Annotated in this window: 22 protein-coding genes; 6 read left to right on the top strand and 16 right to left on the bottom strand. The window is 72.8% G+C overall.

Features of this window, described 5'->3' with window-relative positions; all coding sequences use genetic code 11:
- Positions 1-142: 142 nt before the first annotated feature.
- The 7 genes from AC3EUJ_RS13810 to AC3EUJ_RS13780 form a co-directional block, all read right to left on the bottom strand.
- Positions 143-799 (bottom strand): potassium channel family protein, encoded by a 657-nt coding sequence (locus AC3EUJ_RS13810; protein WP_431961462.1) that lies wholly within the window; start codon positions 797-799, stop codon positions 143-145.
- Positions 796-1455 carry a potassium channel family protein gene (locus tag AC3EUJ_RS13805; protein ID WP_431961461.1) on the bottom strand — a complete coding sequence of 220 codons (660 nt, stop codon included), beginning with the start codon at positions 1453-1455 and terminating at the stop codon, positions 796-798. Before AC3EUJ_RS13805 ends, AC3EUJ_RS13810 begins: the two co-directional genes overlap by 4 nt.
- Positions 1452-4184, bottom strand: coding sequence for a cation-translocating P-type ATPase (locus tag AC3EUJ_RS13800; RefSeq protein ID WP_431961544.1), 2733 nt, complete (start codon positions 4182-4184; stop codon positions 1452-1454). Before AC3EUJ_RS13800 ends, AC3EUJ_RS13805 begins: the two co-directional genes overlap by 4 nt.
- Before the next feature lie 211 nt (positions 4185-4395).
- The gene (locus AC3EUJ_RS13795; RefSeq protein WP_431961460.1) at positions 4396-4665 is read right to left on the bottom strand and encodes an SHOCT domain-containing protein; all 270 of its coding nucleotides are present in this window, start codon (positions 4663-4665) and stop codon (positions 4396-4398) included.
- A 10-nt stretch (positions 4666-4675) separates the two neighbouring features.
- A complete protein-coding gene (locus AC3EUJ_RS13790) occupies positions 4676-5395 on the bottom strand; it encodes a CBS domain-containing protein (RefSeq protein WP_431961459.1) in 720 nt (239 codons plus the stop codon).
- Between the two features lie 27 nt (positions 5396-5422).
- A complete protein-coding gene (locus tag AC3EUJ_RS13785; RefSeq protein ID WP_431961458.1) occupies positions 5423-8122 on the bottom strand; it encodes a bifunctional acetate--CoA ligase family protein/GNAT family N-acetyltransferase in 2700 nt (899 codons plus the stop codon).
- A 249-nt stretch (positions 8123-8371) separates the two neighbouring features.
- The gene (locus tag AC3EUJ_RS13780; RefSeq protein ID WP_431961457.1) at positions 8372-9049 is read right to left on the bottom strand and encodes a CBS domain-containing protein; all 678 of its coding nucleotides are present in this window, start codon (positions 9047-9049) and stop codon (positions 8372-8374) included.
- A gap of 227 nt (positions 9050-9276) precedes the next feature.
- On the opposite strand from AC3EUJ_RS13780, the gene AC3EUJ_RS13775 reads away from it, so the two are divergent.
- Positions 9277-10158 carry a universal stress protein gene (locus tag AC3EUJ_RS13775; RefSeq protein WP_431961456.1) on the top strand — a complete coding sequence of 294 codons (882 nt, stop codon included), beginning with the start codon at positions 9277-9279 and terminating at the stop codon, positions 10156-10158.
- Positions 10159-10303: 145 nt separating this feature from the next.
- The gene (locus tag AC3EUJ_RS13770) at positions 10304-12703 is read left to right on the top strand and encodes a glycoside hydrolase family 65 protein (RefSeq protein ID WP_431961455.1); all 2400 of its coding nucleotides are present in this window, start codon (positions 10304-10306) and stop codon (positions 12701-12703) included.
- A 572-nt stretch (positions 12704-13275) separates the two neighbouring features.
- Here AC3EUJ_RS13770 and AC3EUJ_RS13765 read toward each other — a convergent pair.
- From AC3EUJ_RS13765 to AC3EUJ_RS13725, 9 genes are all read right to left on the bottom strand, one after another.
- A complete protein-coding gene (locus tag AC3EUJ_RS13765) occupies positions 13276-14640 on the bottom strand; it encodes a Ni/Fe hydrogenase subunit alpha (protein ID WP_431961454.1) in 1365 nt (454 codons plus the stop codon).
- Positions 14637-15428 (bottom strand): NADH-quinone oxidoreductase subunit B family protein, encoded by a 792-nt coding sequence (locus AC3EUJ_RS13760; RefSeq protein WP_431961453.1) that lies wholly within the window; start codon positions 15426-15428, stop codon positions 14637-14639. The genes AC3EUJ_RS13765 and AC3EUJ_RS13760 overlap by 4 nt, the downstream gene beginning before the upstream one ends.
- Before the next feature lies 1 nt (position 15429).
- Positions 15430-16239 (bottom strand): FAD/NAD(P)-binding protein, encoded by an 810-nt coding sequence (locus AC3EUJ_RS13755; RefSeq protein WP_431961452.1) that lies wholly within the window; start codon positions 16237-16239, stop codon positions 15430-15432.
- A complete protein-coding gene (locus AC3EUJ_RS13750) occupies positions 16236-16712 on the bottom strand; it encodes a cyclic nucleotide-binding domain-containing protein (RefSeq protein WP_431961451.1) in 477 nt (158 codons plus the stop codon). The genes AC3EUJ_RS13755 and AC3EUJ_RS13750 overlap by 4 nt, the downstream gene beginning before the upstream one ends.
- On the bottom strand, positions 16709-17878 hold the full coding sequence (locus AC3EUJ_RS13745; protein ID WP_431961450.1) for a 4Fe-4S dicluster domain-containing protein: 1170 nt from the start codon (positions 17876-17878) through the stop codon (positions 16709-16711). Before AC3EUJ_RS13745 ends, AC3EUJ_RS13750 begins: the two co-directional genes overlap by 4 nt.
- A 124-nt stretch (positions 17879-18002) precedes the next feature.
- Positions 18003-18509, bottom strand: a complete 507-nt coding sequence (locus AC3EUJ_RS13740) for a hydrogenase maturation protease (RefSeq protein WP_431961449.1) — start codon at positions 18507-18509, stop codon at positions 18003-18005.
- Positions 18510-18597: 88 nt separating this feature from the next.
- Complete coding sequence (locus tag AC3EUJ_RS13735; protein WP_431961448.1) at positions 18598-18957, bottom strand: universal stress protein; 360 nt, start codon at positions 18955-18957, stop codon at positions 18598-18600.
- A 130-nt stretch (positions 18958-19087) separates the two neighbouring features.
- Complete coding sequence (locus AC3EUJ_RS13730) at positions 19088-19369, bottom strand: dsRBD fold-containing protein (RefSeq protein ID WP_431961447.1); 282 nt, start codon at positions 19367-19369, stop codon at positions 19088-19090.
- A gap of 49 nt (positions 19370-19418) precedes the next feature.
- Positions 19419-20927 carry an AAA family ATPase gene (locus AC3EUJ_RS13725; RefSeq protein WP_431961445.1) on the bottom strand — a complete coding sequence of 503 codons (1509 nt, stop codon included), beginning with the start codon at positions 20925-20927 and terminating at the stop codon, positions 19419-19421.
- Positions 20928-21225: 298 nt separating this feature from the next.
- On the opposite strand from AC3EUJ_RS13725, the gene AC3EUJ_RS13720 reads away from it, so the two are divergent.
- From AC3EUJ_RS13720 to AC3EUJ_RS13705, 4 genes are read left to right on the top strand one after another with little or no spacing between them, the layout of a single operon-like run.
- Positions 21226-21672, top strand: coding sequence for a hypothetical protein (locus tag AC3EUJ_RS13720; RefSeq protein WP_431961444.1), 447 nt, complete (start codon positions 21226-21228; stop codon positions 21670-21672).
- Entirely contained in the window at positions 21669-22595 is a 927-nt protein-coding gene (locus AC3EUJ_RS13715) for a hypothetical protein (RefSeq protein WP_431961443.1), read from the top strand. Before AC3EUJ_RS13720 ends, AC3EUJ_RS13715 begins: the two co-directional genes overlap by 4 nt.
- Entirely contained in the window at positions 22582-23988 is a 1407-nt protein-coding gene (locus AC3EUJ_RS13710; protein WP_431961442.1) for a V-type ATPase 116kDa subunit family protein, read from the top strand. The genes AC3EUJ_RS13715 and AC3EUJ_RS13710 overlap by 14 nt, the downstream gene beginning before the upstream one ends.
- Positions 23985-24407: an ATP synthase subunit C gene (locus AC3EUJ_RS13705; RefSeq protein WP_431961441.1), complete on the top strand. Its 423-nt coding sequence runs from the start codon at positions 23985-23987 to the stop codon at positions 24405-24407. The genes AC3EUJ_RS13710 and AC3EUJ_RS13705 overlap by 4 nt, the downstream gene beginning before the upstream one ends.
- The last annotated feature ends 1 nt before the right edge of the window (position 24408 follow it).

Raw genomic sequence — 24408 nt, 5'->3', positions numbered from 1 at the left:
TGGGGCTGGGGGCGGTCGTGCCGCGGTGTGCGGTGTGCGGTGTGCGGTGCGGGGGCGCCGGGTGCCCGTGCATCAGGCGGGCAAGGCACGACTTCGGCGAAGCGTCGACGGCGCCGTGGCCGAGGGCGCAACTCCCGTCGGCCTACTGGACTGCCGCGTGGATCTCCTGTTCGGTGGCGGTGTGGGAGACCACGAGGAGTTCGTCGCCGGGCCGCAACACCAACTCGGGGGTGGGCACGTTGGGCCGGCCGTCGCGGACGACGGTGGCGATCACACTGCCCTCCGGCATGACCACCTCGGCCAGCGGGCGGCCCGCGGCCCGGGACGCCGTGCTGATGGCGGTCTCGATGACGTTGATCCCTGCCTTGCTCAGCCGCAGCAGGGCCACCGTGTCGGTGGCTCCCGTCGCCTCCTCGATCAAAGAGATCAGCGGTGTGGCGGCGGGCACCGCGGCGTCCACCCCCCACGTGCCGTCGAACAGCCAGGCGTTCTCCTCGTCGTTGACACGGGCCGCCACCCGCGGGACGCCGAAATGCCGCTTGGCCAGGAGGCTGATGACGAGGTTGTCCTCGTCCTCCCCGGTGGTGGCGATGAGCAGGTCGGTGTTGAGCGCGCCCGCGTGCTCGAGCAGGTCGGGGTCGCATGCGTCACCGGTCAGCATCCGGACGGGGAGCCGCCGGCCGAGTTCTGCGGTGCGTGCCTCGTCGCGTTCGACGACGGTGACGTCGTACCGGGCGGCAGCGAGCACCTGGGCGACTTGGGCGCCGAGCCGTCCGGCGCCGGCGACGATGGCTTTCACGTCCCGAGCTCCTTGCCGAGGAAACCGCGCAGACGGCCGAGGGCGCCGGCGGCGACGGTGAAGGTGACCACGTCCCCGGGCTCGGCCAGGGTGTGGTGTGAGGGAACGAGGGAGTGCCCGCCGCGGGTGACCTCCGCGACGCGGATCTCGCCGTCCACCTCGAACGCCGACAGGGGCCGGCCGGTGAGGTAGCCGGGAAGACCGGAGCGGATCAGCAGCGTCTCGCCGTTGCCGAATCCCAGTTCCGGCGCGAGGTGCCGGTGCGACAGCAACTGGTGCAGCCGGTGGACGGTCCAGCTGACGCCGCTGATGGTGCGGATGCCCAGGCCACGGTATATCTCCGCCCTGCGCGGGTCGTCGATGCGGGCCAGGACGACCGGCACATGGTAGGCCTGTCTCGCCACGCGGGCGGTGACGATGTTGCCGTTGTCCCGGCCGGTGACGGCCACCAGGGCGTCGGCGTGTGTGATCCCGGCGGCGTCCAGCACCGCCCGGTTGTAGCCGTTGCCCTCGAGGAAGTGCCCGGTGAACCCGGCGGGCAGGGCTTGCCGGGCCTGTGCACGACGGTCGATGACCCAGGTGTCGTTGCCTTCCGCGGTGAGCCGGAGGGCCAGCGCGGCGCCGACGCGGCCGCAGCCCACGATGATCACCCTCATCGTCGTGCTCCTTCCGCGAGCGGAGCCGCAGCCGGCGGCCTGAACCGGCGCAGCCACCACTTGCGCAGTTCCTCGGCGGCCAGCAGCAGCGCCCCGAACGCCACGAGCACCGCCCAGTCGGCGGCGTCCAGCGGCGCGGTGTGGAAGACGGCCTGCAGGAACGGCACGTAGGAGATCGCCGCCATGATGGCGACGCCGAGCAGTCCTGCGGCGATCAGCGCGGGGTTGGACCACAGGCCGACGCGGAAGACGCTCTCGCGGTCGGTGCGCACTGCCTGGGCGTTGAAGAACTGGCTGACCACGATGCCCGCCTGGACCATGGTGATCGCCTCCCGGTAGACAGGGTTGCCGGCTGTGAAGTCCGCGTACGGAATGCCGGCGGAGCTGATGTGCCAGAAGAAGACAGCGCACACTCCCAGTGCCTGGATGCTGCCGAGGAACAGGAACCGTCGCACCACGGCTGCGGAGAACAGCGGTTCGCGCCGGGGACGCGGCGGGCGATCCATTACGTCCGGCTCCGGGGGTTCGGCGCCGAGGGCGAGCGCGGGCAGCACGTCCGATCCCAGGTCGATCGCCAGGATCTGCACGGCGGTGATCGGCACGAGCGGGAATCCCACGAACGTCGCGACCAGGATCGGGACCAGCTCGGCGATGTTGTGGCTGAACAGGTAGATCAAGAACTTACGGATATTGCGGTAGACCGAGCGGCCGAGCCGGACCGCCGCGGCGATGGACGCGAAGGAGTCGTCCAGCAGCACCATCTCCGCGGCCTCCCGTGCCACGTCGGTGCCCCCGGCACCCATGGCCACCCCGATGTCGGCATGCTTGAGCGCCGGGGCGTCGTTGGCGCCGTCGCCGGTCACCGCCACCACCTGGCCGAGCTCCTGCAGTGCCGCCACGGCCCGCATCTTGTGCTCGGGGCTGACCCGGCACAGCAGCAGCTCGGCGGGACGCCCCAGCAGGTCGCGCAGTGCCGCCGTGTCCATGGCGTCCAGATCCGTGCCCGTCACCACCGTGGGCGCCGGCTCGCGGACGATCCCCACCCGCCGCGCGACCGCCTCGGCGGTGAGCGGGTGGTCTCCGGTGACCATCACGATGCGGATCCCCGCGCGACGGCAGGACGCGACGGCGTCGGTGACCTCCGGCCGTGGCGGGTCCTGCATGCCCGCCAGGCCCAGGAACACCAGGTGAGACTCGGCTTCCTCCTGCGATCCGGCCACCTGCCCGGGCGGCAGCGCCCGCTGTGCGACCCCCAGGACACGCAGGCCCTGAGCTGCCATCGCGTCGTTCGCCTCGTTCACCGTGCGCCGGATCGCGGCGGTCAGCGGCTCGGGCCCGCCGTCGCCGGCGATATGGGTGCAGCGCGCCACCAGTTCCTGCGACGCGCCCTTCACACAGGCCATGCGGCTGCCGTCCGCGAGGGCGTGGACGGTGGACATCAGCTTGCGTTCGGAGTCGAAGGGGAACTCCATGACGCGCGGTGTCCGCTGCTCTTCTTCAGAGATGTCGACCGCGGCCTTGGCGGCCGCCACCAGCAAAGCGCCTTCCGTGGTGTCGCCCAGGACGCGCCAGCCGCCCCGCTCGTCCGGCGGCAGCAACCGTGCGTCGCAGCACAAAGCCGCCACGCGCAGCAGCTCGCGCACGGTGCCGGGATCGGCCACTGCCCCGGCGGGTTCGTATCCGACGCCGGACACCTCATGCCAGGCCCCCCGCGCCCACAGCCGGGTCACGGTCATCTCCGCCTGGGTGAGCGTGCCGGTCTTGTCGGTGCAGATCACCGTCGTCGACCCGAGTGCCTCCACCGCCAGCAGCTTCTTGACCAGCGCGTGCCGCCGGGCCATCCGCCGCACACCGATGGCCAGCGACACCGACAGCGTCGCCGGGAGTCCCTCGGGAACCAGGGCCACCATGACCCCGAGAGCGAAGACGAACGACGCCACCACCGGCTGCCCCGACGGGATCCGGATCGCGAACAGCGACGCGCCGATCACCAGCGCGGCCAAAGCGACCCGGCGTGCCATCACCGCGACCTGCACCTGCAGCGGGGTCCGCTGCCGCGGCGCCCGTGCGGTCATCTTGAAGATCCGGCCGAACTCGGTCGCCGTGCCGGTCGCGAAGGCCACGGCCTTTCCGGCCCCGGCCACCACGTCCGTGCCCATGAACAGGCAGTTGCGGGCTTGGAGCAGCGGGCCGGGTGGCACCGCGTCCGCCGTCCGCCGTGCGGGTTCGCTCTCACCGGTGAGCGCGGCGTTGTTCAGCGCGACCGCCCGCGCCTCGACCAGCCGGCAGTCGGCGGGCACCGCGTCACCGGCCTGGAGGACCAGTAGATCACCGGGAACCAGGTCCCGTACCGGCAGCACGGCGCGCTCCCCGTCGCGCAGCACGGTGCAGGTGCGCGGCACCATGGCCTGAAGAGACTCTGCGGTGCGTTCGGCCGAGTACTCCTGGGCGAATCCGATCACCGCGTTGAGCAGCACCACGGCCGCGATCGCGAAGGCGAGCTGGAGCGTCCCCTCGTCCCGGGGCGTCTGCAGTCCGTAGGCGAGGAAGGTGATGCCGGAGGCGATCAGCAGCACGACCGCGAACAGGTCGGTGAACTGGGACAGCAGCCGCCGCCACAGGCCCCGCCCGGCCGGCGCCGGCAACTCGTTCGGGCCGTGACGCGCCAGGTGAGCGGAGGCTTCTGCGGAAGTGAGACCCCGCGTCGAACTGCCCAGCGCCGCAAACACCTGTTCCGGCTGCAAACAGGGAACAGCCAGGTCACCGCCGCGTGTGCTTGCGGCAACCGGAAGCTGCTGCGAGGTGGCTGCGGCCATGGTCGCCCTCACCTCACGCGAGGCCGGCACGGCGCCGGGCGTGACCCATCACGAGTGGTGCGATGACAGGCCCCTCGGCGGCTCACTGCCGGGTCGCGGGGACGCGCCCGCCGACCGTGTCCGGTCACTTCGATTCCTGCCGGTGACCGATGGCCTGTCCCAGGACCTCCAGCCGCCGCCGGTACTCCTCGTCGTCGATCTCGCCGGGGGCGTAGCGTTCGGCGAGCAGCTCCCGCGGACTCCGGTCACGCCGGTCGGCAGCGCGGCCGGGACCGCCGTCGGCGGTGTGCCGCAGCAGCACTGCCACGGCCAGGCCGACGAGGACCAGCAACACCAGCCAGCCCTGTGACATCAGGGCCCAGCCCCAGCCGTTCATGTGGTTGTGGACGAACATCGTGTCCTCCTCACACACTGCGCAGCCGGTCGTCGGCGACCCCGTGGACCGTGGGTTCCACGGGTCGCTGGTGAGTGTCGTCGAGCCGGTAGGTGAGCCGGTTGACCACGGCGACCACGCCGTCGACCTGGCGGGTCATGGCCTCGGCCAGCGCGACCTCGGTGCGGCGCTCCAATCGGCCCTCGAGGCTGACCACCCCATGGTGGACGCTCACCCCGATCGCGCGCGGGGCGAGCCACAGCGCGCGGACGACGACCTCGTCGACGATCTCGGCACGGATGTCGGGATCCGGGCGAAGGAAGACCTGGAGCAGGTCGCCGCGGGTGACGATGCCGACGAGACGGTCCTCCTCGTCGACCACCGGCAGGCGGTTGACGCGGTGTTCCGCCATGGTGCGCGCCGCGACCGCGACGGTTTCCCCCGCCCGTACGGTGACAGCCGGAGTCGACATCAGCTGCCCCGCTGTCCGAGCGCGCGCCCGGGCGGCCTTCCTCCGGGCGGCGGCCGACAGCGTCGGCAGGCGCCGCCGGGGACCGTCCTCCTGGGATGCCTGCCGCAGCATCAGATCCGTCTCGGAGACGACCCCGAGGACCTTCTCGTCGTCGTCGACCACGGGCAGACCGCTGATCCGGTGCCGTGCGAGCAACGCCACGACGTCCTTGAACGGGGCTCCCTCGCGGACGCTGACGACGTCCGCCGTCATCACGTGCCCGGTCTTGCGGTGCTTCATCGTCCTCTCCTCCTTGCCGCGGCGGTCTCACCGCAGCCGGCGCAGGTACGGGTCATGGGCGTGCCGTGGGAGCACGCGGATGCGGACATCGAGGGCCTCCACACCGTCCGGGCGCGCGACGACGGGATTGAGGTCGGCTTCGGCGAGCTGCGGCAGGCCGGACGCCATCGCCGACAGCCGCAGCAGCAGTTGCTCCAGCCCCTGCAGGTCGGCCGCCGCGCCACCGCGGTGACCGAACAGCAGCGGCGCACACCGAGGGGCGGTGATCAGGTCGTGGACGTCCAGGTCGGTGAGCGGGGCCAGGCGCGCCGCGTGGTCGGCCAGCACCTCGGTGGCCGTGCCGCCGAGCCCGAACAGGACCAGCGGTCCGAACACCTCGTCCTGTACGAGGCCCGCGAACCATTCGGTGCCGCGGGCCGCCATCGGCTGCACCAGCACGCCCGTCAGCACTTCGCCGAAACGTCGGGCCAGCTCGCGGTACCCAGCCCGGACCTGCTCCTCGCCCTGGAGATCGAGCAGGACCGCTCCGTGCTCGCTCTTGTGCACCAGCCCCGGCCACTGGGCCTTGAGCACCACCCGCTCGCCTGGTCCGGCGAGCCGCTCCGCCGCGTCCACGGCCGCCTGTTCGTCCGCCGCCATGGCCTGCGGTACGCGGTTGATGCCGTAGCAGTCGAGGAGCTCGCCGCAGGCGCGCGGGTCGAGCCAGCCCCCTTCGGGGTGTTCCGCGAGGAAGGCCTCCACCAGGACCCGCGCGGCGGCCGGGTCGGTGCCCGTCAGGGCGGGGACGGTGCCCGGCGGCCGAGCCAGTCGGCGGGCCCGCGTCGCCGCGTGGGCCAGGGCCTGCGCCGCGGCCCGCGGATCGTTGTAGGCCGGTACCGCCCCGCCACCGGAGGTGCGCAGCAGGCGTACGCCCTCGGGCTGGTCGAGCAGGACCGCGGCCACAGTCGTGGACCGCTGGTCGGGGCCGCCGTGGGTGAGGGCCCGCACCGGGTCGTCGCCGGTCGCCGCCGCGAGGGCGGTGGGCACCAGGGTCAGCAGGACGGCGTCCACGGACGGGTGGCGGGCGAGTCGGTCCACACAGGCGCGCAGCGCGCTCTCACTCACCGCGGCGGTCGTGTCCACGGGGTTGGCGGCACTGGCACCCCTGGGCAGAAGCGCGAGCAGGTCCCGGGTCACGGCGTCCGGCAGCACCGGCACCGTGAGCCCGGCCTCCTGGCAGGCGTCGGCCGCCAGCACCCCGGCGCCGCCCGCGTTGGACACCACGGCGACGCGGGTACCGGCCGGGAGGGGCTGGGAGTGCAGCAGCGCGGCGGTCTCCAGGAGTTCGCCGATCGTACGCGTCGCGATGACGCCCGCCTGGATGAAGAGCGCCTGCCGGGTCATCGTCGGTGTCGCGGCGGCCGCCGTGTGCGAGGCCGCGGCACGCCGTCCGGCCTCGGAACGTCCCGCGTCGACGGTCAGCACGGGCATGACGCGCGCCACCCGGCGGGCGGTGCGGGAGAAGGCACGCGGGTTGCCGAAGGACTCCAGGTGCAGCAGTGCCATGTCGGTGCGGCCGTCGCTCTCCCACCACTGCAGCAGGTCGTTGCCGCTGACGTCGCACTTGTCGCCGAGCGAGACGAACTCCGAGACGCCGATGCCGAGCCTGGTCAGCCCGCCGAGCAGGGCGATACCCACCCCGCCCGACTGCACGGCCACCCCGGCTGTACCCGGCAGCGGCCGGTGCGCGGCGAAGGTGGCCTCCAGCCGTACGTCGTCGGCGGTGTTGGCGATGCCCAGGCAGTTCGGGCCCACCAGGCGCATGCCGTGCCGGCGGCAGGCGTCCAGGAGCGCCCCGGCCTGGCCCGCGTCCAGCCCCGAGGTGACGACGACCAGCGCGCGCACCCCCGTGGCACCGCACTGCCGTGCCACCTCGGGTACCGCCGCGGCCGGGACGGCGAGCACCGCCAGCTCGGGAACCCGCGGCAGCTCGGTCACGGACGGGTACGCGGGGACGTTCTCAATGGCGTCGGCGTGCGGGTTGACCACGTACAGCGGGCCGGTGAAGCCGCCGCGGCGCAGGTTGCGCACCACTGCCCGCCCGACCGATGACGGTCTGGTGCCGGCCCCGATGACCACCACCGACCGCGGGCGCAGCAGCGGCCGCATGCTCGCGGTGTCGGCGCCGCGGCCCCGCTCGTCGCAGGCCGCGAGGTACCGCTCGTCGGGGTCGAGGCGGATGGTGCAGTGCACGTCGGGGCCGTCGAAGTGGCGGGCGGTCCGCAGCCCCAGATCGGCGAAGACCTTGAGCACGGCGCGGTTGTCCGCGAGAGCGTCGGCGTCGAACACCTTGATGCCCTCGGAGCGGGCCGCGTGCACCAGGTGTTCCAGCAGCAGGGTCCCGATGCCGGTGTGGTGGACGTCGTCGGCCACGGCCAGCGCCACGTCGGCCGCCTCGGGGTCCTGTCCGGTGGCGTACTCGGCGACACCGACCAGCCGGTCGCCGAGAAGCGCGAGAAGCGTCAGCCGGCCCGGCCGGGCCGGATCACGGAGACGGTCGGCGGCGAGCTGCCCGGAACGTCGCCCCACGCAGAAGAACCGCAGCCGCAGGTTCTCCGCCGACATGCGCGCGTACAGATCCTGCACCCGGTCGTGGTCGTCCGGCCCGGCGGCCCGGATCTCCACGGTCCTGCCGTCCGCCAGCAGAGCATGGGCCGGCTGCAGGTGGCACAGCGCCGTGTCCGTCATCACTGTTCCCCTCTCCTTGGCTCACCTCCACCATCGGGCGGCCGCCGAGGTACTCCCAGGGGTCGGCCGGGGCCCGGCCTGGGGCCGTTGGGCCCTTATCGACTGGCGGCTGAAGGAAAGGGGCGTCAAGACGGTGTCTCGTCCCGTCACGCAGCGACAAGGCCGGGAGAGGGCCAGAGCGCCGGCGAGGTCGCTGTGAAGGTCGAGGGCATGGGGCCAACCGGACCGCTCTCACCACGGCCCGGCGGGTCACCGGTGCGCGGGGGCCTGCCGGACGGTGTCGTCGGCCTTGTAGCCCAGGCGCGCCTCGACGTCGACGACGCCGTCCACGCCGCGGCACAGCTCCGTGACCACCGGCACGAGGCTGCGACGGTCCACCACGCCCTCAAGCGACACCTTCCCGTCGACCACCTGAACGGTGACGGCGCCCGGGGCGAGTCCGAGCGTCCTCACCAGCAGATCACCGGTGATCTCCTCGCGGATGGCGCTGTCCCTGCGCAAGAAGACCCGCAGCAGGTCGGCGCGACTCACTACGCCCACCAGCCGGCCCGTCTCGTCGACCACGGGCAGTCGCTTCACCCCGCGGTGCTCCATGATCCGGGCCGCCTCGACCACGGACCACTCGGGCCGCGCGACGACCGGCGGGCTGCTCATCAGCCCCTCCGCGGTGGTGGCGGCGATACGGGAACGCTCGCCCGGCCGCGGGTGCCGGGCGGGCAGCAGGCCGGCCGGGTCCGGCTGCCCCGCTTCCTTGCGCAGCAGGTCCGCCTCGGACACCACGCCCACCGGCCGGTTCCCTTCGTCCACGACGGGGACGGCGGTGACGTCGCGCTCGGCGAGCAGCTTCGCGATCTCCTTGAACGGCGTGTCCGGCCGTATCGATACGACCGCCTTGGTCATCAGATCGCCGACGTTGCGGTGGTACATCGTCCCCGCCTCCTGCACGGTTGTCTCAGGGCCATGCCCGCCGCCGGCGAGCTTCGCCTCGTCCGGTCTCACTGTCGGTTGATTCCACTGTGACTCGCATGGGCCGGTGGGGCCACCGCCACGGCCAGGCGTCCCTCCGGTCGGGCCGATCGGCCCATGCGCGCACGTGGGTCCACTCGGCAGTGTCGTCCATACAGCAGCCGCAACATCGAGAGGCGGTGGAGGCCATGACGCTTCCCCTGGTCGTGGGCACCGACGGATCGGACGCCTCCCTGAAGGCAGTCGACTGGGCCGCGGACGAGGCCGTCGTGCGGGGAGTGCCGCTGCGGATCGTGTACGCCTCCCTGTGGGAGCGGTACGAGGGACGGGCGCCCTCCTTCACCCGGGAACCTCCGGAAGGAGAGATCCTCGCCCAGCACATCGCGAGCTCCGCGGAGGAGCGGGCCCGCTTGCGCCGGCCGGGCCTGGAGGTCTCGGCCGAGGTCCTCGCCGAGGACACTCAGTACGCGCTGCTGCGCGAGGGAACCCACGCCACCGCCGTGGTGGTGGGCCATCGCGGCCGCGGCGGCATGGCGGGCCTGCTGCTGGGTTCGGTCGGCCTGACCCTGGCCGGCCGTGCGGAATGTCCGGTGGTCGTGGTGAGGGGCGATCGCGACGAAAGCGGCACCGGTGACGGTGAACGCTGGATCGTGCTCGGCGTGGGGCCGGACGACAACTCCTCAGCGGCGGTGGAATTCGCTTTCCGCGAGGCCGAGCTGCGTGGCTGCGGGGTGCGGGCCGTCCACGCGTGGCGAATACCGCCGGGCGAGGGCGCCGAATGGACCGGTTACGAGGACGAGGCCGTCAAGGCACACCAGCGCGGCGCCGAAGAACACCTCGACCAGGCCCTGCGCGCCGCCGCGACCGCTCGCCCCGGCGTTCGCTACCGGCGGTGCGCGGGCGAGGGCCACGCCCGAAAGATCCTGCTGGCGACACTGGACAACGCGGATCTGCTGGTCGTCGGTGCCCGCCGCCGCAACAACCCGTTCGGTCTCCAGCTCGGCCCGGTCAACCATGCGATGCTCCACCACGCGCCGTGTCCGGTGGCCGTCGTTCCGCAACCCAGCTGACTCGGCGCCTATGCACCTGCCCCGCCCCCGGGGCGGCAGGTGCGTCCGCGGAAGACCGTGGCGAAGGGCCTGCCGAACCACCTGCGGCGCCAAAAACGCCGTGCAGCGGACGTTGCCCGGCAACCGGGTCCCGGAAGGGGTGACGATGGGGGAGTGGACATGGTCGTACGAGGGGTACGACCCCGCCGAGGAGCGGCTGCGCGAGGCGCTGTGCACCCTGGGGAACGGCTACTTCGCCACCCGCGGCGCCGCCCCGGAGACCACCGCCGGCCCCCATCACTACCCCGGTACCTATGCCGCCGGCTGCTACAACCGGCTCCCTTCCACCGTCGCCGGACGGAAAGTCCGCAACGAGGACATGGTCAACCTGCCCAACTGGCTGCCCCTGCGGTTCAGGCTCGGTGACGGCGGGGCGTGGTTCACCCCCGACGACGGCTCGCTGCTGGAGCACCGGCAGGATCTCGACTTCCGACGCGCCACCTTGACCAGGACGTTCCGGTTGCGGGACCCGCGCGGCCGGATCCTCGCCGTCGAGCAGACCCGGCTCGTGCACATGCACGACCCGCACCTCGCCGCACTGCGCACCGTCTTCCGCGCGGAGGGCGGCTGGTCCGCGGACCTGGAGGTGGAGTCCGCGCTCGACGGCGACGTCAGCAACGCGGGTGTCGCCCGCTACCGGGACCTCAACGGCCGTCACCTCACCCGGATGCACACCGGTACCTCGGAACCGGACACGGTCTGGCTGCGGTGCCGTACCACCGCCTCCGACATCCGCATCGCGCTTGCCGCCCGGACGCACGCCACCTCTCATCCGCGGCCGGCCGGTTCACTGGACGCGGGGGAGCGCACGGTGGTCCACCGGCTGACCGTCCCGGTCGCTCCGGACCGCCCGGCCGTCGTCGAGAAGACCGTCGCCCTGCACACCTCCCGGGACCCGGCGATCAGCGACCCGCTGCACGCCGCACTCGACCGCGTCGAACGAGCCCCCGACTTCGCCGGCCTCCTGGCCACGCACGCCGCCGCCTGGGAGCAACTCTGGCGCCGCGCCGGCCTGGACGTCCCGGGCGAAGCCGGGCGGGTCCTGCGGCTGCACACCTTCCACGTCCTGCAGACCCTCTCCCCGCACACCGCGGAGCTGGACGTGGGCGTGCCCGCCAGGGGCCTGCACGGCGAGGCCTACCGCGGTCACGTCTTCTGGGACGAGCTGTTCGTCCTGCCCTATCTCGACCTGCACTTCCCCGAGGTGTCCCGGTCCCTGCTGGAGTACCGCCACCGCCGCCTGGACGAGGCGTGCCGGGCAGCGACACGCGCCGGCCGCGCCGGGGCGATGTATCCGTGGCAGAGCGGCAGCGACGGACGTGAGGAGACCCAGCTCCTCCACCTCAACCCGAGTTCAGGACGGTGGCTGCCCGACCACACCCGGCTCCAGCACCACGTCGGCTCCGCCGTGGCCTACAACATCTGGCGGTACGGGCAGGCCACCGGCGACACGGAGTTCCTGTACACCAAGGGCGCCGAGATGCTGCTGCAGATCGCCCGCTTCTGGGCCTCTTCCGCCAGCTGGGAGGCGCAGTGCGAGGGCACCGGCCGCTACCGCATCCGCGGCATCGTCGGGCCCGACGAGTACCACGACGCCTACCCCGGCTCCACCACGCCCGGCATCGACGACAACACCTACACCAACGTCACCGCCGCCTGGGTGCTCACCCGCGCCCTGCACCTGTGGCGCGTCCTGCCCGCCCCGCGCCGCGAGGAACTGCGCGAGCGCACGTGCCTGGGCGTGGGGGAGACCGACCGCTGGGAGGACATCTCGAGGAAGCTGTACGTTCCCCGTCACGCCGGTGTGATCAGCCAGTTCGCCGGCTACGACGAGCTGGAGGAACTGGACTGGGCGGGATACCGGGCGCGATACGGGGACATCCGCCGACTGGACCGGATCCTGGAGGCCGAGGGGGACTCGGTCAACCGCTACCAGGCGTCCAAACAGGCCGACGTGCTCATGCTGGGCTACCTCTTCCCGCCCGCCGAACTGCGCGGCCTGTTCGAACGGCTGGGGTACGAGCTCGACGACGGCACCTGGCGGTCCACGGTCGACTACTACCTGCGGCGCACCAGCCACGGATCCACCCTCAGCGGAGTGGTGCACGGCTGGGTGCTGGCCCGGGCCCACCGGGCCGACGCTTGGTCGTATGCGCAGGAAGCACTGATCGGCGATGTCACCGACATCCAGGGCGGCACCACCGAGGAAGGCATCCACCTGGGTGCCATGGCCGGCACCCTCGACCTCGTCCAGCGCGGCCTGACCGGTCTGGAAGCCCGCGAGGACGCCCTGTGGCTCGAGCCGGCGCCGCTGCCGCAGCTGTCACGCTTCGCTTTCAACATCCGCTACCGCGGCCACTGGGGCGTACGGATCCACGTCGACGCCGACCACCTCGGCATAGCCGTCCCCACCTCCGACGCAGCACCGGTCCGGGTCCGGCTCGGCGGCCGGACATGGTCCGTCCCACCGGGCCGCTTCCGGCTGCTCGACCTGCCGGACCGATGAACCCCGCTCCGCACGCCCCGCCGGCGCGGGCAGTGGGTGCGCCGCTGGTTCCTGCCGATGCCACCGAACCGAAGGCGCCGGACGTCAGCGGGGGCGACGGAGGATCACAGGCGGTCCTCCGCGTTCTTTCGCCCGGCGCGCCTTGGATCCCTGGCAGGCGCACCCTGAAAGTGCGGCCCCGCTCCGGACTCGAATCCGCCCATGGGGCGGGGCCGGCTCCGACCTCACCCTCATCGCCGGGCACCTGGCGGCAGCCCGCGGCGGTGGTCAGGCCAGGGCACAGCTGGCCTGCGTCGTCCCCGGTCAGGAGTCGGCTTCGGCGCTGTCTCACAGGGGCCGGCGAGCCTTCTTGACGCGCGCTCCAGCCGGCGGGCGCGCACCCTGGAAGTGCGGCCCTGTGGGTCCCTCCACATACGCCCGCAGGCCGTCCGGGAAATGAGGGAGGCCCCCGCCGCCTGTGGGCTGTGCGGCGGGGGCCTCGCCCGGAGCGCACGCGGAGGTGCTGCCTCGTGCCCGGGCAGGCCCGGACCGGTCGAAGTTCGCCGCACCCGCGATGGGGTGCCCGATTCCTCTCACGCCCCGGCAACGCGAGAGATGTCCACATCCAGGAAGTGGGCCGAACAAGAGATGCACGGGTCGTGGTTGCGGATGATGCGCTCGCACAGCTGGGCCAGTGCCTCGTCGGACGCGGGGCCTCGTTCCAGTTCCTGTTGGACGAGGCGGCGAAGGTCGTCCTCGATGGCCCCCTGGTTCTGGGCGGTCGGCGGAACAATGCACGCGTCGGTGACACGGCCTTGGCCGTCGATGGCGTAGTGGTGGTACAGCAGTCCGCGAGGCGCTTCGGTGGCGCCGTGCCCCACCCCGGCCCGGGGCGGTACGTCGATGTACGGCCGGGGAGGCGGCTCATAGTCGTCGATGATGCGCAGGGCTTCCTGCGCCGCGTACAGGACCTCCACGGCGCGCACGATGATGCTGCGGTAGGGGTTGGGGCGAGGTCCTGCCCCGGTGAGCCGAGGGGGTTCGGCCAGCCCGGCCTCCCGGGCTGCCTGGAGGGCCAGGGGTGACAGGAGGTGGCCGCTCACGGCGTAGCGGGCCAATGACCCGGTGAGGTGCCGGCGGCCGTCCAGCCGTGAGTGGAGCGCTGTGGAGTGCGGAACCTGTTCCTCGGTGACGTGGGCGCGGAAGTCGCAGACGGGGAGGCCGCACGTCGCCGTCCCACCGGCGCGCATGACGGTGGGCACACCGGACTCGATGGCGTAGGTGTGGGTCTCGGCGAGGGCGAACAGATCGGCATGGCACTCGGCGTCCGGGAAGTCGAAGCCGGCCACCCATCGAACGGTGTCCCAGGCGTCGTCGAGGGCGACCCGCAGCCTTTCCGCCAGGGGCCGGAGTTCGGCACGCGTGGGGGTGCGGTGGAAACCGCCGAGCCGGACGTTGACGGGATGGATCGAGCGGCCGCCGAGCAACTCCATCACGGCGTTGCCGGTCTGCTTCAGCCGCAGGCCGCGCTCGACGTGCAGCCGGTGGTCGCGGGCCAGGCCGATCACGTCGTCATGGCCGAGGAAGTCCGGGGCGTGCAGGAGATGGATGTGCAGGGTCTGGCTCTCGATCCACTCGCCGCAGTAGAGCAGACGTCTGAGCGCGGCCAGTTGGCCGTCCACGGCCACCCCGCACGCGTCCTCGACGGCCCTGCATGCCGTCAGCTGGTAGGCGACGGGACAGATCCCGCAGATGCGGGAGGTGAGGTCGGGTGGCTCGGTGTACGCGCGGCCCCGCAGGAAGGCCTCGAAGAACCGTGGCGGTTCGTAGACCGCGAGTCGGGCTTGGGCGACCGTGCCCCCGCGGAGCAGAAGGCGCAGGGCTGCCTGGCCTTCGACGCGTGCGATCGCGGGAAGCCGCAGGATGCGTGACTCGTCGCCGGCGTCGCTCACGTTCATCGTGGGTCCTCCTGCTGGACCCTTGCGAACGCGGTGACATTGAAGGTGTGCAGGAGGCGTCCGGTGTCCTCGTCGCTCAGGCCGTCGCGCCGCAGGAGCGGGATGAGCGCGGGAAGGTTCGTCGTGCCCGCGGGCCCGAAGCACCCGTAGCAGCCACGCCCGTAGGCCGGGCAGAGGGCACCGCAGCCGGCGTGGGTGGCGGGACCCAGACAGGGCGTGCCGTGGGCGACGACGACGCACACCGCGCCACGCCGCTTGCACGAGAAGCACACGCTGTGGTCAGGGGTGTCCGGCTTGCGGCCGGAGAGGAAGGCGGTGATGACCTCGAGCAGCTGGCCACGGTCGATGGGGCAGCCGCGCAACTCGAAGTCGACCCTCACATGAGCGGAGATCGGGGTGGAGGTGGCGAGGGTGGCGATGTAGTCGGGGCGGGCGTAGACCGCTGCCAGGTACTCCGTGGCGTCCGCGTAGTTCCGCAGCGCTTGGACGCCGCCCGCGGTGGCGCAGGCGCCGATGGTGACGAGATGACGTGATTCGGCGCGGACACGCCGGATGCGGGCCGCGTCCTCGGGGGTGCTCACCGATCCTTCGACCAGTGCGAGGTCGTACGGTCCGGGTGCAACGTCGCCGGAGGCCTCCAGGAAGTGAGCGATCTCCATCTCGTCGGCCAGGCAGAGCAGTTCGTCCTCGCAGTCCAGGAGCGTCAGCTGACAGCCGTCACAGGACGCGAACTTGAACACTCCCAGTCGTGGGCGGGAGGTCCTCCCGGGGGTGGTGGAGGGGGTCATGTCACAGCTCCCGTACGGCCAGCAGCGGTCGGGCCAGGTCGTAGCGGACGACGGGGCCGTCACGGCAGAGCAGCAGGGGGCCGAGTTGGCAATGACCGCAGTGACCGGTCGCGCATCGCATGTTCCGCTCCAGGGAGATCTGTACGCGGTCGGGCCGTACGCCGAGGTGGATCAGCCGGCGGGCGGTGGCGCGGATCATGACCTCGGGGCCGCAGACGAAGGCCGCGGTGTCCTGCGGCGTGAACGGGGCCTCGCCGAGCAGTCCGGTGACGACGCCGACCCGCCCTCTCCAGTCCGGAGTGGGCCGGTCGACGGTGACCGCTGCGAAAGGCTGCCGCCAGTCAGGGAGTTCGTCCTGGTACAGCAGATCCTCCGGGGTCCGGGCACCCACCAGGACGTTCAGCCGGCCGTACGCCCGCCGGCGGGCCAGGACGGTGTGGACCAGCGGGCGCAGCGGGGCCAGGCCGATCCCCCCGGCCACGAGGAGCAGGTCGTGTCCGAGCGCGGCCGTCGTGTGCCAGCCGGTGCCGAAGGGTCCGCGGACACCGACCGTCGCTCCCACGGTGGCACGGCACAGCGCCGCGGACACCGCCCCTACGGACCGGATGGTGAGCCCGAGGCGTCCTCCTTCGGTCATGCGTGACACCGAGACGGGGATCTCACCCACGGCGAAGGCATGGACCATGGCGAACTGGCCGGGAGCGAAGGGCGCGAGCACCTGCGTGACCGGTGCCAGTTCGACGGTGACCGTGTCGGAGGTTTCTCGACGCCGGCCGACGACGCGGTAGGGCAGGGGGACGACGTCGCTCATGCCGCCGGCCCGCTTCCCCGCGGGCCGTACAGGTCGAGCAGCCGGTCGCGGGTCGCGCGCAGCCGGTGCCCGATCGTCTGGGCGACCAGGGTGACCAGCGCCAGTCCGAGAGCCGGTTGCTCGGCGCACAGTCCGCGGACGGCCACGGCGTCGAACTGCCAAGCCGTGACGGCCTCCCGGGTCTCGGCTCCGAGATGCCACCGGCGGGGCGGGCACAGCCACGACCAGCCGAGAAGTGATCCGCTGTCGAGGGTTTCGATGACGTCCCGGCCGCGGCCCGGGTGCTGCACGTCCAGTGCGACGCTGCCGGTGCGGATGATCCAGAAGCGGTCCGCCGGCTCGTCCTCCTCGAAGATCCGCGCGCCTGCCGGGAAGGCCACCTCCTCGGCGAGGGGCATGAGCCGGTCCCGGTGCTCGGCCGCGAGGGCGGCGAGGATGCCCTTGGGCTGCGTGGGGCCGGCTTGCGCGGTCACCGGGGGTTCTCCTCGGCCGTGGCCTCCTCGTGCAGGGCGCGCGCTTCGACCGTGAGGTCGATTCCGGTGGGGCACCAGACGATGCACCTGCCGCAGCCCACGCAGCCGGAGCTGCCGAACTGGTCGTGCCAGGTTCCGAGTTTGTGGGTCAGCCACTGCCGGTAGCGGCTGCGCGCCGATGCGCGCACGGGGACGCCGTGCAAGGCCGAGAAGTCCAGGTCGTAGCAGGAGTCCCAGCGTCGCCACCGCTCGGCGTGGTCACCGGTGATGTCCGAGACGTCCTCGGTGGTCGTGCAGAAGCAGGTGGGGCAGACCATGGTGCAGTTGCCGCAGCTCAGGCAGCGGGAGGTGACATCGTCCCAGCGGTCGGCCTCCAGGTTGTCGCGCATCAGGACGCGCAGGTCCACCGCGGGCATGCTCCTGCCCATGCGCTGGGCGGCGCCGCCAACCGCGGCCGCGGCGGAGCGCCTTGTCGCGTCGTCAGAGGGGCGCCGGGGGAGTTCGGCGAGCACGGCGGCGCCTTCCGCGCTTCCGCTGCGGCACAGCAGGCGGTGGCCGTCGGCGTCCAGCACTTCGGTCAGCGCGAGGTCGTAGCCCCCGTCGACGGCGGGCCCCGCGCCCATGGAGACGCAGAAACACGTGGCACCGGGCTCGGTGCACTCCACCGCGATGAGGAAGGCCCCGGTACGGCGCGCACCGTAGACGGGATCGCGGTGGCGGCCCCCGGTCAGCACACGGTCCAGGATCCGGATCGCCCGCAGGTCGCAGGGACGGACTCCGAGGAACGCGTAGGAGACGGGGTCAGGCTTCTCCTCCCGTACGGTCAGCTCCTCGTCGGGACCACGGTCCGCGCTCCACTGGCGTACCCGCTCCGGGTGCAGAAACGACTTCCAGGACTGAGGACCCGCGCTGTGCGCGAAAGCAGCGGTGTCCGCACGCCTGCGGATCCGGTACCGGCCCGCCTCCAGTTCGACCCCCCAGCCGTGCGGCAGTTCCGCTGCGGACTCCAACTCGGCCAGGACGATGGCGCCGTCCCTCACCGTGGGACCGACCACGGTCCGCCCACGCTGTCGGAGCACCCGCACCAGTGCCTCGAGGCCGTCCCGGTCCAGCACGGCCTCGGCCGGCTCGTGGGTGACCGCTCCGGTGTCTCCCGAGTGCGTCATGTCATTCCTCAGCCTCCGCGCTCCTGGCCGGCAGGGTGGCTCGGAGCAGTCGCCGGGCTCCACTGCACCACGGGGTCACCGCGTTCGGGGCCGGACCACGACGTTGCCGCGCGGGGTTTCGCCCTTACGGCCCCTGTCGGTCGGCCGGGTCTGACGCGAGCTCCCGCGCGACGCGTTCCGCCAAGGGCCGGACGGCGCCCGCGACCGCAGGGGTGAGTCCTCTCCCCAGTGACCGGTCGGCCCCCTCGACGGCGTACACCACCAGGCTGGCGGGAAGACGACCCAGGGCGTCGGCGAGTCGGAGGGCATGGACGAGGCCGAGTCCGTGTGTGCTGTGCCGTCCATCCTCGGGCGACGGTACCTCGCCGGGCGACGGGCACCAGCGGTGGACACGCCCGGGACAGGCGGCGGAGGGGAAGCAGGCGTCGACGACGACCGCCCGACCGGCCTCCTCCCACAGGTCGATGAGCTGCGCGGGGTCCCCGGCCGACTCCCGCAGCACCGTCCCCCTCGGCAAGCGGACCCCGGCGGAGTGACCGCGCAGCGCCTCGACGAGGGCCCAGCCGACGCCGTCGTCCCTCCGGAACACGTTTCCCACCCCGATGACCACCGCATCCGAACGATCGTGCATTGTCGCCTCCTCGCGGGCCATTGCACCACCCTCGAGGCCGGCTCACGCCCCGACGCGGCGAGCGGACGGGGGCCCGGCCTGGCCCCCATCACCGTCCGGGTACCCGAACGGGGACGACCGCCACTGGGCAACGGGCGTGGTGCGGTAGGGCGTCGGTGACCGGCCCCAGCCGCATGCCGATCCTGCCGGGGCGGCGGTGCGCGGCCGCCACGATGAGACCGGCGTCCCCGGTCGCCGCGACCAGCGCACGTGCCGCGCCGTCGCACACCGTCTCGATGTCCGCAGCCACCTCGCGGTTTTCCGCGCGCGACTGGGCCACCGCGTTGACCGGCACGGCCTGCTCGGCGCGTGCGCGCTCGGCGAAGCCCGTCGCCGCCCCGGCCGGATGACCGGGCCTGGCGGTGGACCGGCCGGTAGGTCCAGGCGCGCAGCACCGCCAGCGGGACATGGCGGCGTCGGGCCTCGTCGAAGGTGAAAGCGGCCGCCTCGGCGTCCGCGTCGCTTCGTAGTCCCAGCAGCACGCGGCCGTCCGCAAGCGCCCTGGCGGGAAGGGCGCCAGAGGGGCCGTCGGCCGAGCGCTATCCGCCCTCGGCCGTGGCACCTTGCCGGGCCTGCCACTGGGCCGAGCCGCCACGTGCGTCGTCGGCGGCCGCGGCCTGCACCCGGCGGCCCAGGTCCTCCAGGGCCCGGCCGGCGGCGAGTTCGTCACCGATCTCTGGGACGGCGTCGGCAGACGTACGTCGAGCCACACCCGTGCCGGCGACGTTCGAGGTGTCCCGGGTCGTCAGGACGGCACGGGCGTGCGTCTCGTCACCGTGCTCGGTGATGTAGATCTGAACGCTCCACTGCTTCGCTTCCATGAGATCACTCCTGAGCTGCTTCCTGCCGGACGCTGACCGGGTCCGTGCTCTACTCACCCTGATACAGACGCTCGAGGCCGACGAGGACGACCCTCCCGCGCAGCTCGGCCTGGTGGAGGCCGGCACTGAAACCCGCCCCGCCGTAGCAGACGGGCCCGGCGTGGCTCACGTCCTCTCCCCGCTCGGACAGGTCGGACAGCACGTGGTGGAGCCGCTCCAAGTGCTCCAGCCCCATGACCCCGTTCCAGCGGGCCGTGCCGACTGACAGCAAGACCCCCGGACGGTTGCCCACCCGGCCGCGGACGCCCACGTCCACCTCGATGCCGGTGCTCCGTCCCGGGACCGGAAGGGAGCCGGACGACACCGCGGTGACCACCGCGTCGGAGGTCGTCGGCGCGCCGAAGGTCGGGGCGGCGGCGAACCGCTCGGCCCATTCGCGGCAGACGTCCGCGAAGTGACGTGCGGCGGTCTCCGAGTGGAACGTGCCGCGGACCCGCTGCCACACCGTGGCGGCGGGTTCCCGTTCGAGGACCGAATCGTGGGGACGGACGATCGCGTGGTCGAAGGCGAGCAGGGGCTCGACGATCCGGAACCGGCCGGCGCCGGCGCGGAGGATGTCCCGGCTCTCCTCGAGCACGCCGTGGTCGCGCAGGGCGGCAAGGGCGTGGGAGACGTCGGTGAGGGGCCGCTCCAGATGGTCGGCCACGTCGCCGGCGGTGACGTGGCCCGAGGCGATCGCGGTGAGCACGGAATGGCACAGGGCCCGCTCCCGGTGGTCCGTCGCCTCCTCCACCAGGTGACCGGCCTCCCGGAACAGCGGGCGTCGCGGATTGAGGACGGTCCTGCACACCCAGTCGTCGAAGTCGTCCAGTCCGGCCGGTACGTCGCCGCAGACGAAATCACCCCGGTAGGCCGGTGTCCCGCCCACGACCGCGTGCACCAGCATCGCCAGCCGGGGATCGTCAATGCCCCAAAAGCGCGCGGCCTGCCGGAAGTCCAGGGACGGCACGACGAGTTCCAGCCGGACATGATCACGCAGCGGTGACGGAGCCCCGAAGAGCCTGCGCATGACCGGTGTGGAGTTCCCGCACAGGAACAGACGAGTGCGGGGCGGCCGGGGGCTCTCCTCGGCGTCGCGGAGCGCCCGGTGGAGAACCGCGGGCAGGGACGGACTTTGCTCCACGAGACCCGGGACCCCGTCGACGACCACCGGCATGGGGCGGTCTTCCCCGAGAGCCAGCAGCGCCTCGACGGCGTCCTTCCAGCTGTGTGGATCGCGGGTCGCGGACTTGCCCATATGGCGGTCCAACTGGTCGCCGAGACGCTGCAGGGTCTGAGCCACCGACTCGTCCTGACCGCAGAAGTAGAAGCCGCCCATGGACTTCGCCAGGGACTCGAGCAGGAAGGACGTACCCTGTCGCGGCCGGCCCGTCACGACGCCGAGTGCGGGTCCGGGCCTCGGGTCGCGGGCGAAGTCGGCGAGGGCAGCCCACTCGGACTCCCGGTCGAAGATCTTCTCCGGTCGTGCGGGACGGGCCGCCGCACCAAGTGATGGCACCGGTCACTCCCCTCCACGAAGGACGCGCCCGGCCGCGGACGACCGACGGGCCGGGGGGACGACGGCAGCTGTGAGGCGGTCGGAACCCCGGCCGTCGCGAGAACCCCGGGCTGCGAGTGCACGCCCTGCCCTCATCGTGGTCGCCGCCGCGCGCGGTCGCAATTCGTGCACCGGCCGCCGGGCCGCGAGGGGAAAGGGACGGAGGCCGCCCGCCGCCCCTGCTTGAACAGGCGCCGGCCGCCGTCGACGGGGACAGTGGAGAAAGGGGGAACCGTGGGAACGCGAGGAGCATCGTGTGGTGGCATTCCGCGATTTCCTGATGCGCTTCCGGCCGACCGGCCTGCCGGGTGCCGCTGCCGCCGGAGGGGTGCCCGCCGACCGCAGCGCCGAGCTCGCGGACGAACTGGAGCCCGCGCTCGCCGCCCTGGACTCCGCCGGGGCACGGGCCCGGACGATGGTCGAAGCGGCGAACCGTGAGGCCGCACGACGTCGCGAGGCAGCTCGTCGCCGGGCCGCTGAGATCGTCCGGGCCGCGCACGACCGGGCGGAGGACGAATCGGCTCGCGTCAGGGACGGGGAGCGATCCGCGACGCAGGCCGAGCTGGCGCGGATGCGCGGCTGCGCCGAGCGGGAGCTGGGCGAATTGCGCTCCCGCGTTGAGCGCCGCATGCCCGGGCTTGTCGACCGGCTGGCCGCCGACACCGCTGAAGCGCTCCTGAGCGGGCTGGAGGCGCGGGATCCATGAGTGCCGTGCAAGTGGCGGGCACGGTGCGCGCCCGGTCGATGCTCTCGCGATGCCTGGCACCGGCCGCCGTCGCCGGCGTGGCGGGCGCCGCCACGCTGCGCGAGGCCTTGGCCCGTCTGACGGCCACCCCCTACCGCCACGACCTGGCCCCGGCGGCGGGCCTCGCCGAAGCGCAGCGGTCCGTCGCGGCCACCCTGCTGTGGCATCTGCGCGTGCTGGCCGGCTGGCAGTCGCGCTCCGGCGCCGCCGCGGTCCGCCTGCTGGCGTCGGGTTTCGAGATCGCATGCGTCGAGGCACACGCCCGGGCCCTGCACGCCGGAGTCCCCTCCTACCCGCCCTACCGGCTCGGCACGCTGAACACGGCGTGGCGCCGGATCTCGGCGACGACGTCACTTGACGGGTTGCGGTCCGCGCTCGCCGCGTCCGCATGGGGCGACCCAGGCGCCCCCACCGCGGCCGCGCTCGCGATCGGCCTGCGGGTGTCCGCCGCACAGCGCACCGCAACCGCGGTCCCCGGCGCCGCGGCCTGGGCTTCCGGCCGGATGGCTCTGCTGGTGGCACGCGAGACCTACCTCATGGGCAGGGAACTGCCGGGGCCCTCGGCGCGGCGCGCGGCGCGGACCATCGGGCCGGCAGCCGTGCGGGCGCTCGGCTACGACGACTTCGTCCGCTGCCTCCCCGCCGACGCGCGGTGGGTCGTCAGCGGCATCGAGGAACCCGGTGAGCTGTGGAAGGCGGAGTTGCGCTGGTGGGACAAGGTCGAGCGGGACGGGCGGGGAATGCTCCGGCGGGCGGACCTCGGCTTCGCCCCGGTCCTCGGCGCGGTCGCCCTCCTGTCCGTGAACGCCTGGCGGGTCCGGGCCGCGCTGGAGCTGGCCGCCCGTGGCGGTGGCGATCCGGAGGCCTTCGATGCGGTGGACTGAGCGGGCACTTCCCGTGCGTATGCAGCGGGTGGCGGTGGTGGCTCCCTACGACAACCTGCGCGAGACCCTGATCCGGGTCGCCGAGAGCGGCTGTGTGCAGATCGACCTGATCGACGACCCCGCGCACGTCACCCCCGGTCCCGCCGCCCATCGTCTTGGCGCTGTGCGGGGCGCCCACGTGTCGCCGGTGCTGGCCGAGAGCCCGCCCGACCTCGACATCCTCGAACGCGACCACCGCATCGACCTGCTGACCGGCGAGCGTGAAATGGAGGAGCGGATGGACAGCGCCGTACGGCGTGCCGAGGTCGCGGCCCTGGCGGGGTGGTGCCCACGCGACCGGATGGCGGCCGCGGCCGACCGCCTGGCCGCCTGCGGGGGATCACTGGTGGCGCTGCCCCTGCCCCCGGGATCCGAGCCGCCGACCCTCCTGCGGGGCGCCGGCTCCCTACGAGGTTCCTTCGCCCCGTTGATCCGGGTCTACGGGACCGTGCCCTACCGGAACCTGGACCTCACGGTGCTCGCCGGGGTCGTCTACGTCGTCCTGTTCGGCGTGATGTTCGGCGACGTCGGATATGGGGGCCTGCTCGTCCTGGGGGCTCTTCTCCTCCGGCGGGGAAAGCCCGGCCCGCTGGCGAAGTGGCGCCATCTCTGGCCGTTCGTCGCCGCGGCCGGCGCGGCCGGCGTCCTGGCCGGGGCCGCCTACGGCGAATTCTTCGGTCCCACCGGCGTACTGCCCGTGCTGTGGCTCGATCCCCTGCGGGAGCCGATGCGGATGCTGCTTTCCACCCTTGTCCTCGGCGGCGTCCTGCTCGTCCTGTCCTACGTGGCCGGAGCGGTCAACCGGTGGAGAGAGGGGGGAGGCACGACGGCCCTGTACGCCCTGTCGGGGATCGCAGGCGCCGTGCTGTTCACCGGGCTGGTCTGCGCCGGTGCCGGCCTCGCCCTCGGCCGCACCAGCTGGTGGGCGATCGGTGGCTCGACGGCGACCGCGGGACTGGTCCTCGCCGGGACCGGGCTGTACGCGTCGACCGCCGGAGGCGCATCCGGAGTGCTCCAGGCCGGGATCCAGCTCGTCGACGGTGTCATCCGCATCGGCGCCAACGTCTTCTCCTTCGCCCGTCTGGCGGCGTTCGGGCTGACGCACGCGGCACTCGCCACCGTCGTGTGGCAGGGCACGCGCGCGCTCGCGGCCCACGGCGCACCCGGCATCGTCGCGGCCGTCGCCCTGTTCTTCGTCGGTACCGCGGTCGCCTTCGCCCTGGAAGCCCTGGTGGCCGGGGTCCAGGCGCTGAGGCTGGAATTCTACGAGCTGTTCTCACGGGTCTTCGAGGGCGAGGGCCACCCCTTCGAGCCCTGGCACCCACCCGTTCAGCGCAAGGAGACGCCACCGTGATCGCCTGGCTCATCGCCCTGCCCGCCGTCGTGGCGGCCTTCATCCTCACGCACCGGGCCCTGCGCCGCAGGGGACGCGCGGTGCTGCGGGTGATCACCGTGATGAACCTGCTGCTGCTGGCCGGGGCCGTCGCCCTGGTGGCGGTCGCGCTCACCGACACGCCCGCCGCCGCCAGCGGCACGCAGACGGCCGTCGCGTCGTCCGGCAGCAACACGGCTGCCCTCATCGGCGCGGCCATCGCCGTCGCCGGAGCCTCCATCGGGGCGGCCATCGCCGTCGCCTACACCGGAGCGGCCGCCCTCGCCGCGCTGAGCGAACGCCCCGAGCTGTTCGGCCGGGCCGTCGTCGTCGTGGGACTGGCCGAGGGGATCGCCATCTACGGTCTCGTCGTCGCGATCCTCCTGATCGGGAAGGCCTGAC

It is taken from the genome of Actinacidiphila sp. bgisy160, from assembly GCF_057707815.1.
Note: the sequence above shows the minus strand (reverse complement) of the source record. Positions and strands in the feature narration are given on the sequence as shown.

Coding starts and splice junctions, on each gene's coding strand:
- AC3EUJ_RS13785 (WP_431961458.1), bottom strand. CDS start 8,122: ATGACGGACACGGCGCTGTGCCACCTGCAGCCGGCCCATGCTCTGCTG.
- AC3EUJ_RS13715 (WP_431961443.1), top strand. CDS start 21,669: ATGAGTGCCGTGCAAGTGGCGGGCACGGTGCGCGCCCGGTCGATGCTC.
- AC3EUJ_RS13765 (WP_431961454.1), bottom strand. CDS start 14,640: ATGAACGTGAGCGACGCCGGCGACGAGTCACGCATCCTGCGGCTTCCC.
- AC3EUJ_RS13745 (WP_431961450.1), bottom strand. CDS start 17,878: ATGACGCACTCGGGAGACACCGGAGCGGTCACCCACGAGCCGGCCGAG.
- AC3EUJ_RS13795 (WP_431961460.1), bottom strand. CDS start 4,665: ATGTTCGTCCACAACCACATGAACGGCTGGGGCTGGGCCCTGATGTCA.
- AC3EUJ_RS13805 (WP_431961461.1), bottom strand. CDS start 1,455: ATGAGGGTGATCATCGTGGGCTGCGGCCGCGTCGGCGCCGCGCTGGCC.
- AC3EUJ_RS13710 (WP_431961442.1), top strand. CDS start 22,582: ATGCGGTGGACTGAGCGGGCACTTCCCGTGCGTATGCAGCGGGTGGCG.
- AC3EUJ_RS13735 (WP_431961448.1), bottom strand. CDS start 18,957: ATGTCCCGCTGGCGGTGCTGCGCGCCTGGACCTACCGGCCGGTCCACC.
- AC3EUJ_RS13760 (WP_431961453.1), bottom strand. CDS start 15,428: ATGACCCCCTCCACCACCCCCGGGAGGACCTCCCGCCCACGACTGGGA.
- AC3EUJ_RS13780 (WP_431961457.1), bottom strand. CDS start 9,049: ATGTACCACCGCAACGTCGGCGATCTGATGACCAAGGCGGTCGTATCG.
- AC3EUJ_RS13730 (WP_431961447.1), bottom strand. CDS start 19,369: ATGGAAGCGAAGCAGTGGAGCGTTCAGATCTACATCACCGAGCACGGT.
- AC3EUJ_RS13775 (WP_431961456.1), top strand. CDS start 9,277: ATGACGCTTCCCCTGGTCGTGGGCACCGACGGATCGGACGCCTCCCTG.
- AC3EUJ_RS13790 (WP_431961459.1), bottom strand. CDS start 5,395: ATGAAGCACCGCAAGACCGGGCACGTGATGACGGCGGACGTCGTCAGC.
- AC3EUJ_RS13740 (WP_431961449.1), bottom strand. CDS start 18,509: ATGCACGATCGTTCGGATGCGGTGGTCATCGGGGTGGGAAACGTGTTC.
- AC3EUJ_RS13755 (WP_431961452.1), bottom strand. CDS start 16,239: ATGAGCGACGTCGTCCCCCTGCCCTACCGCGTCGTCGGCCGGCGTCGA.
- AC3EUJ_RS13770 (WP_431961455.1), top strand. CDS start 10,304: ATGGGGGAGTGGACATGGTCGTACGAGGGGTACGACCCCGCCGAGGAG.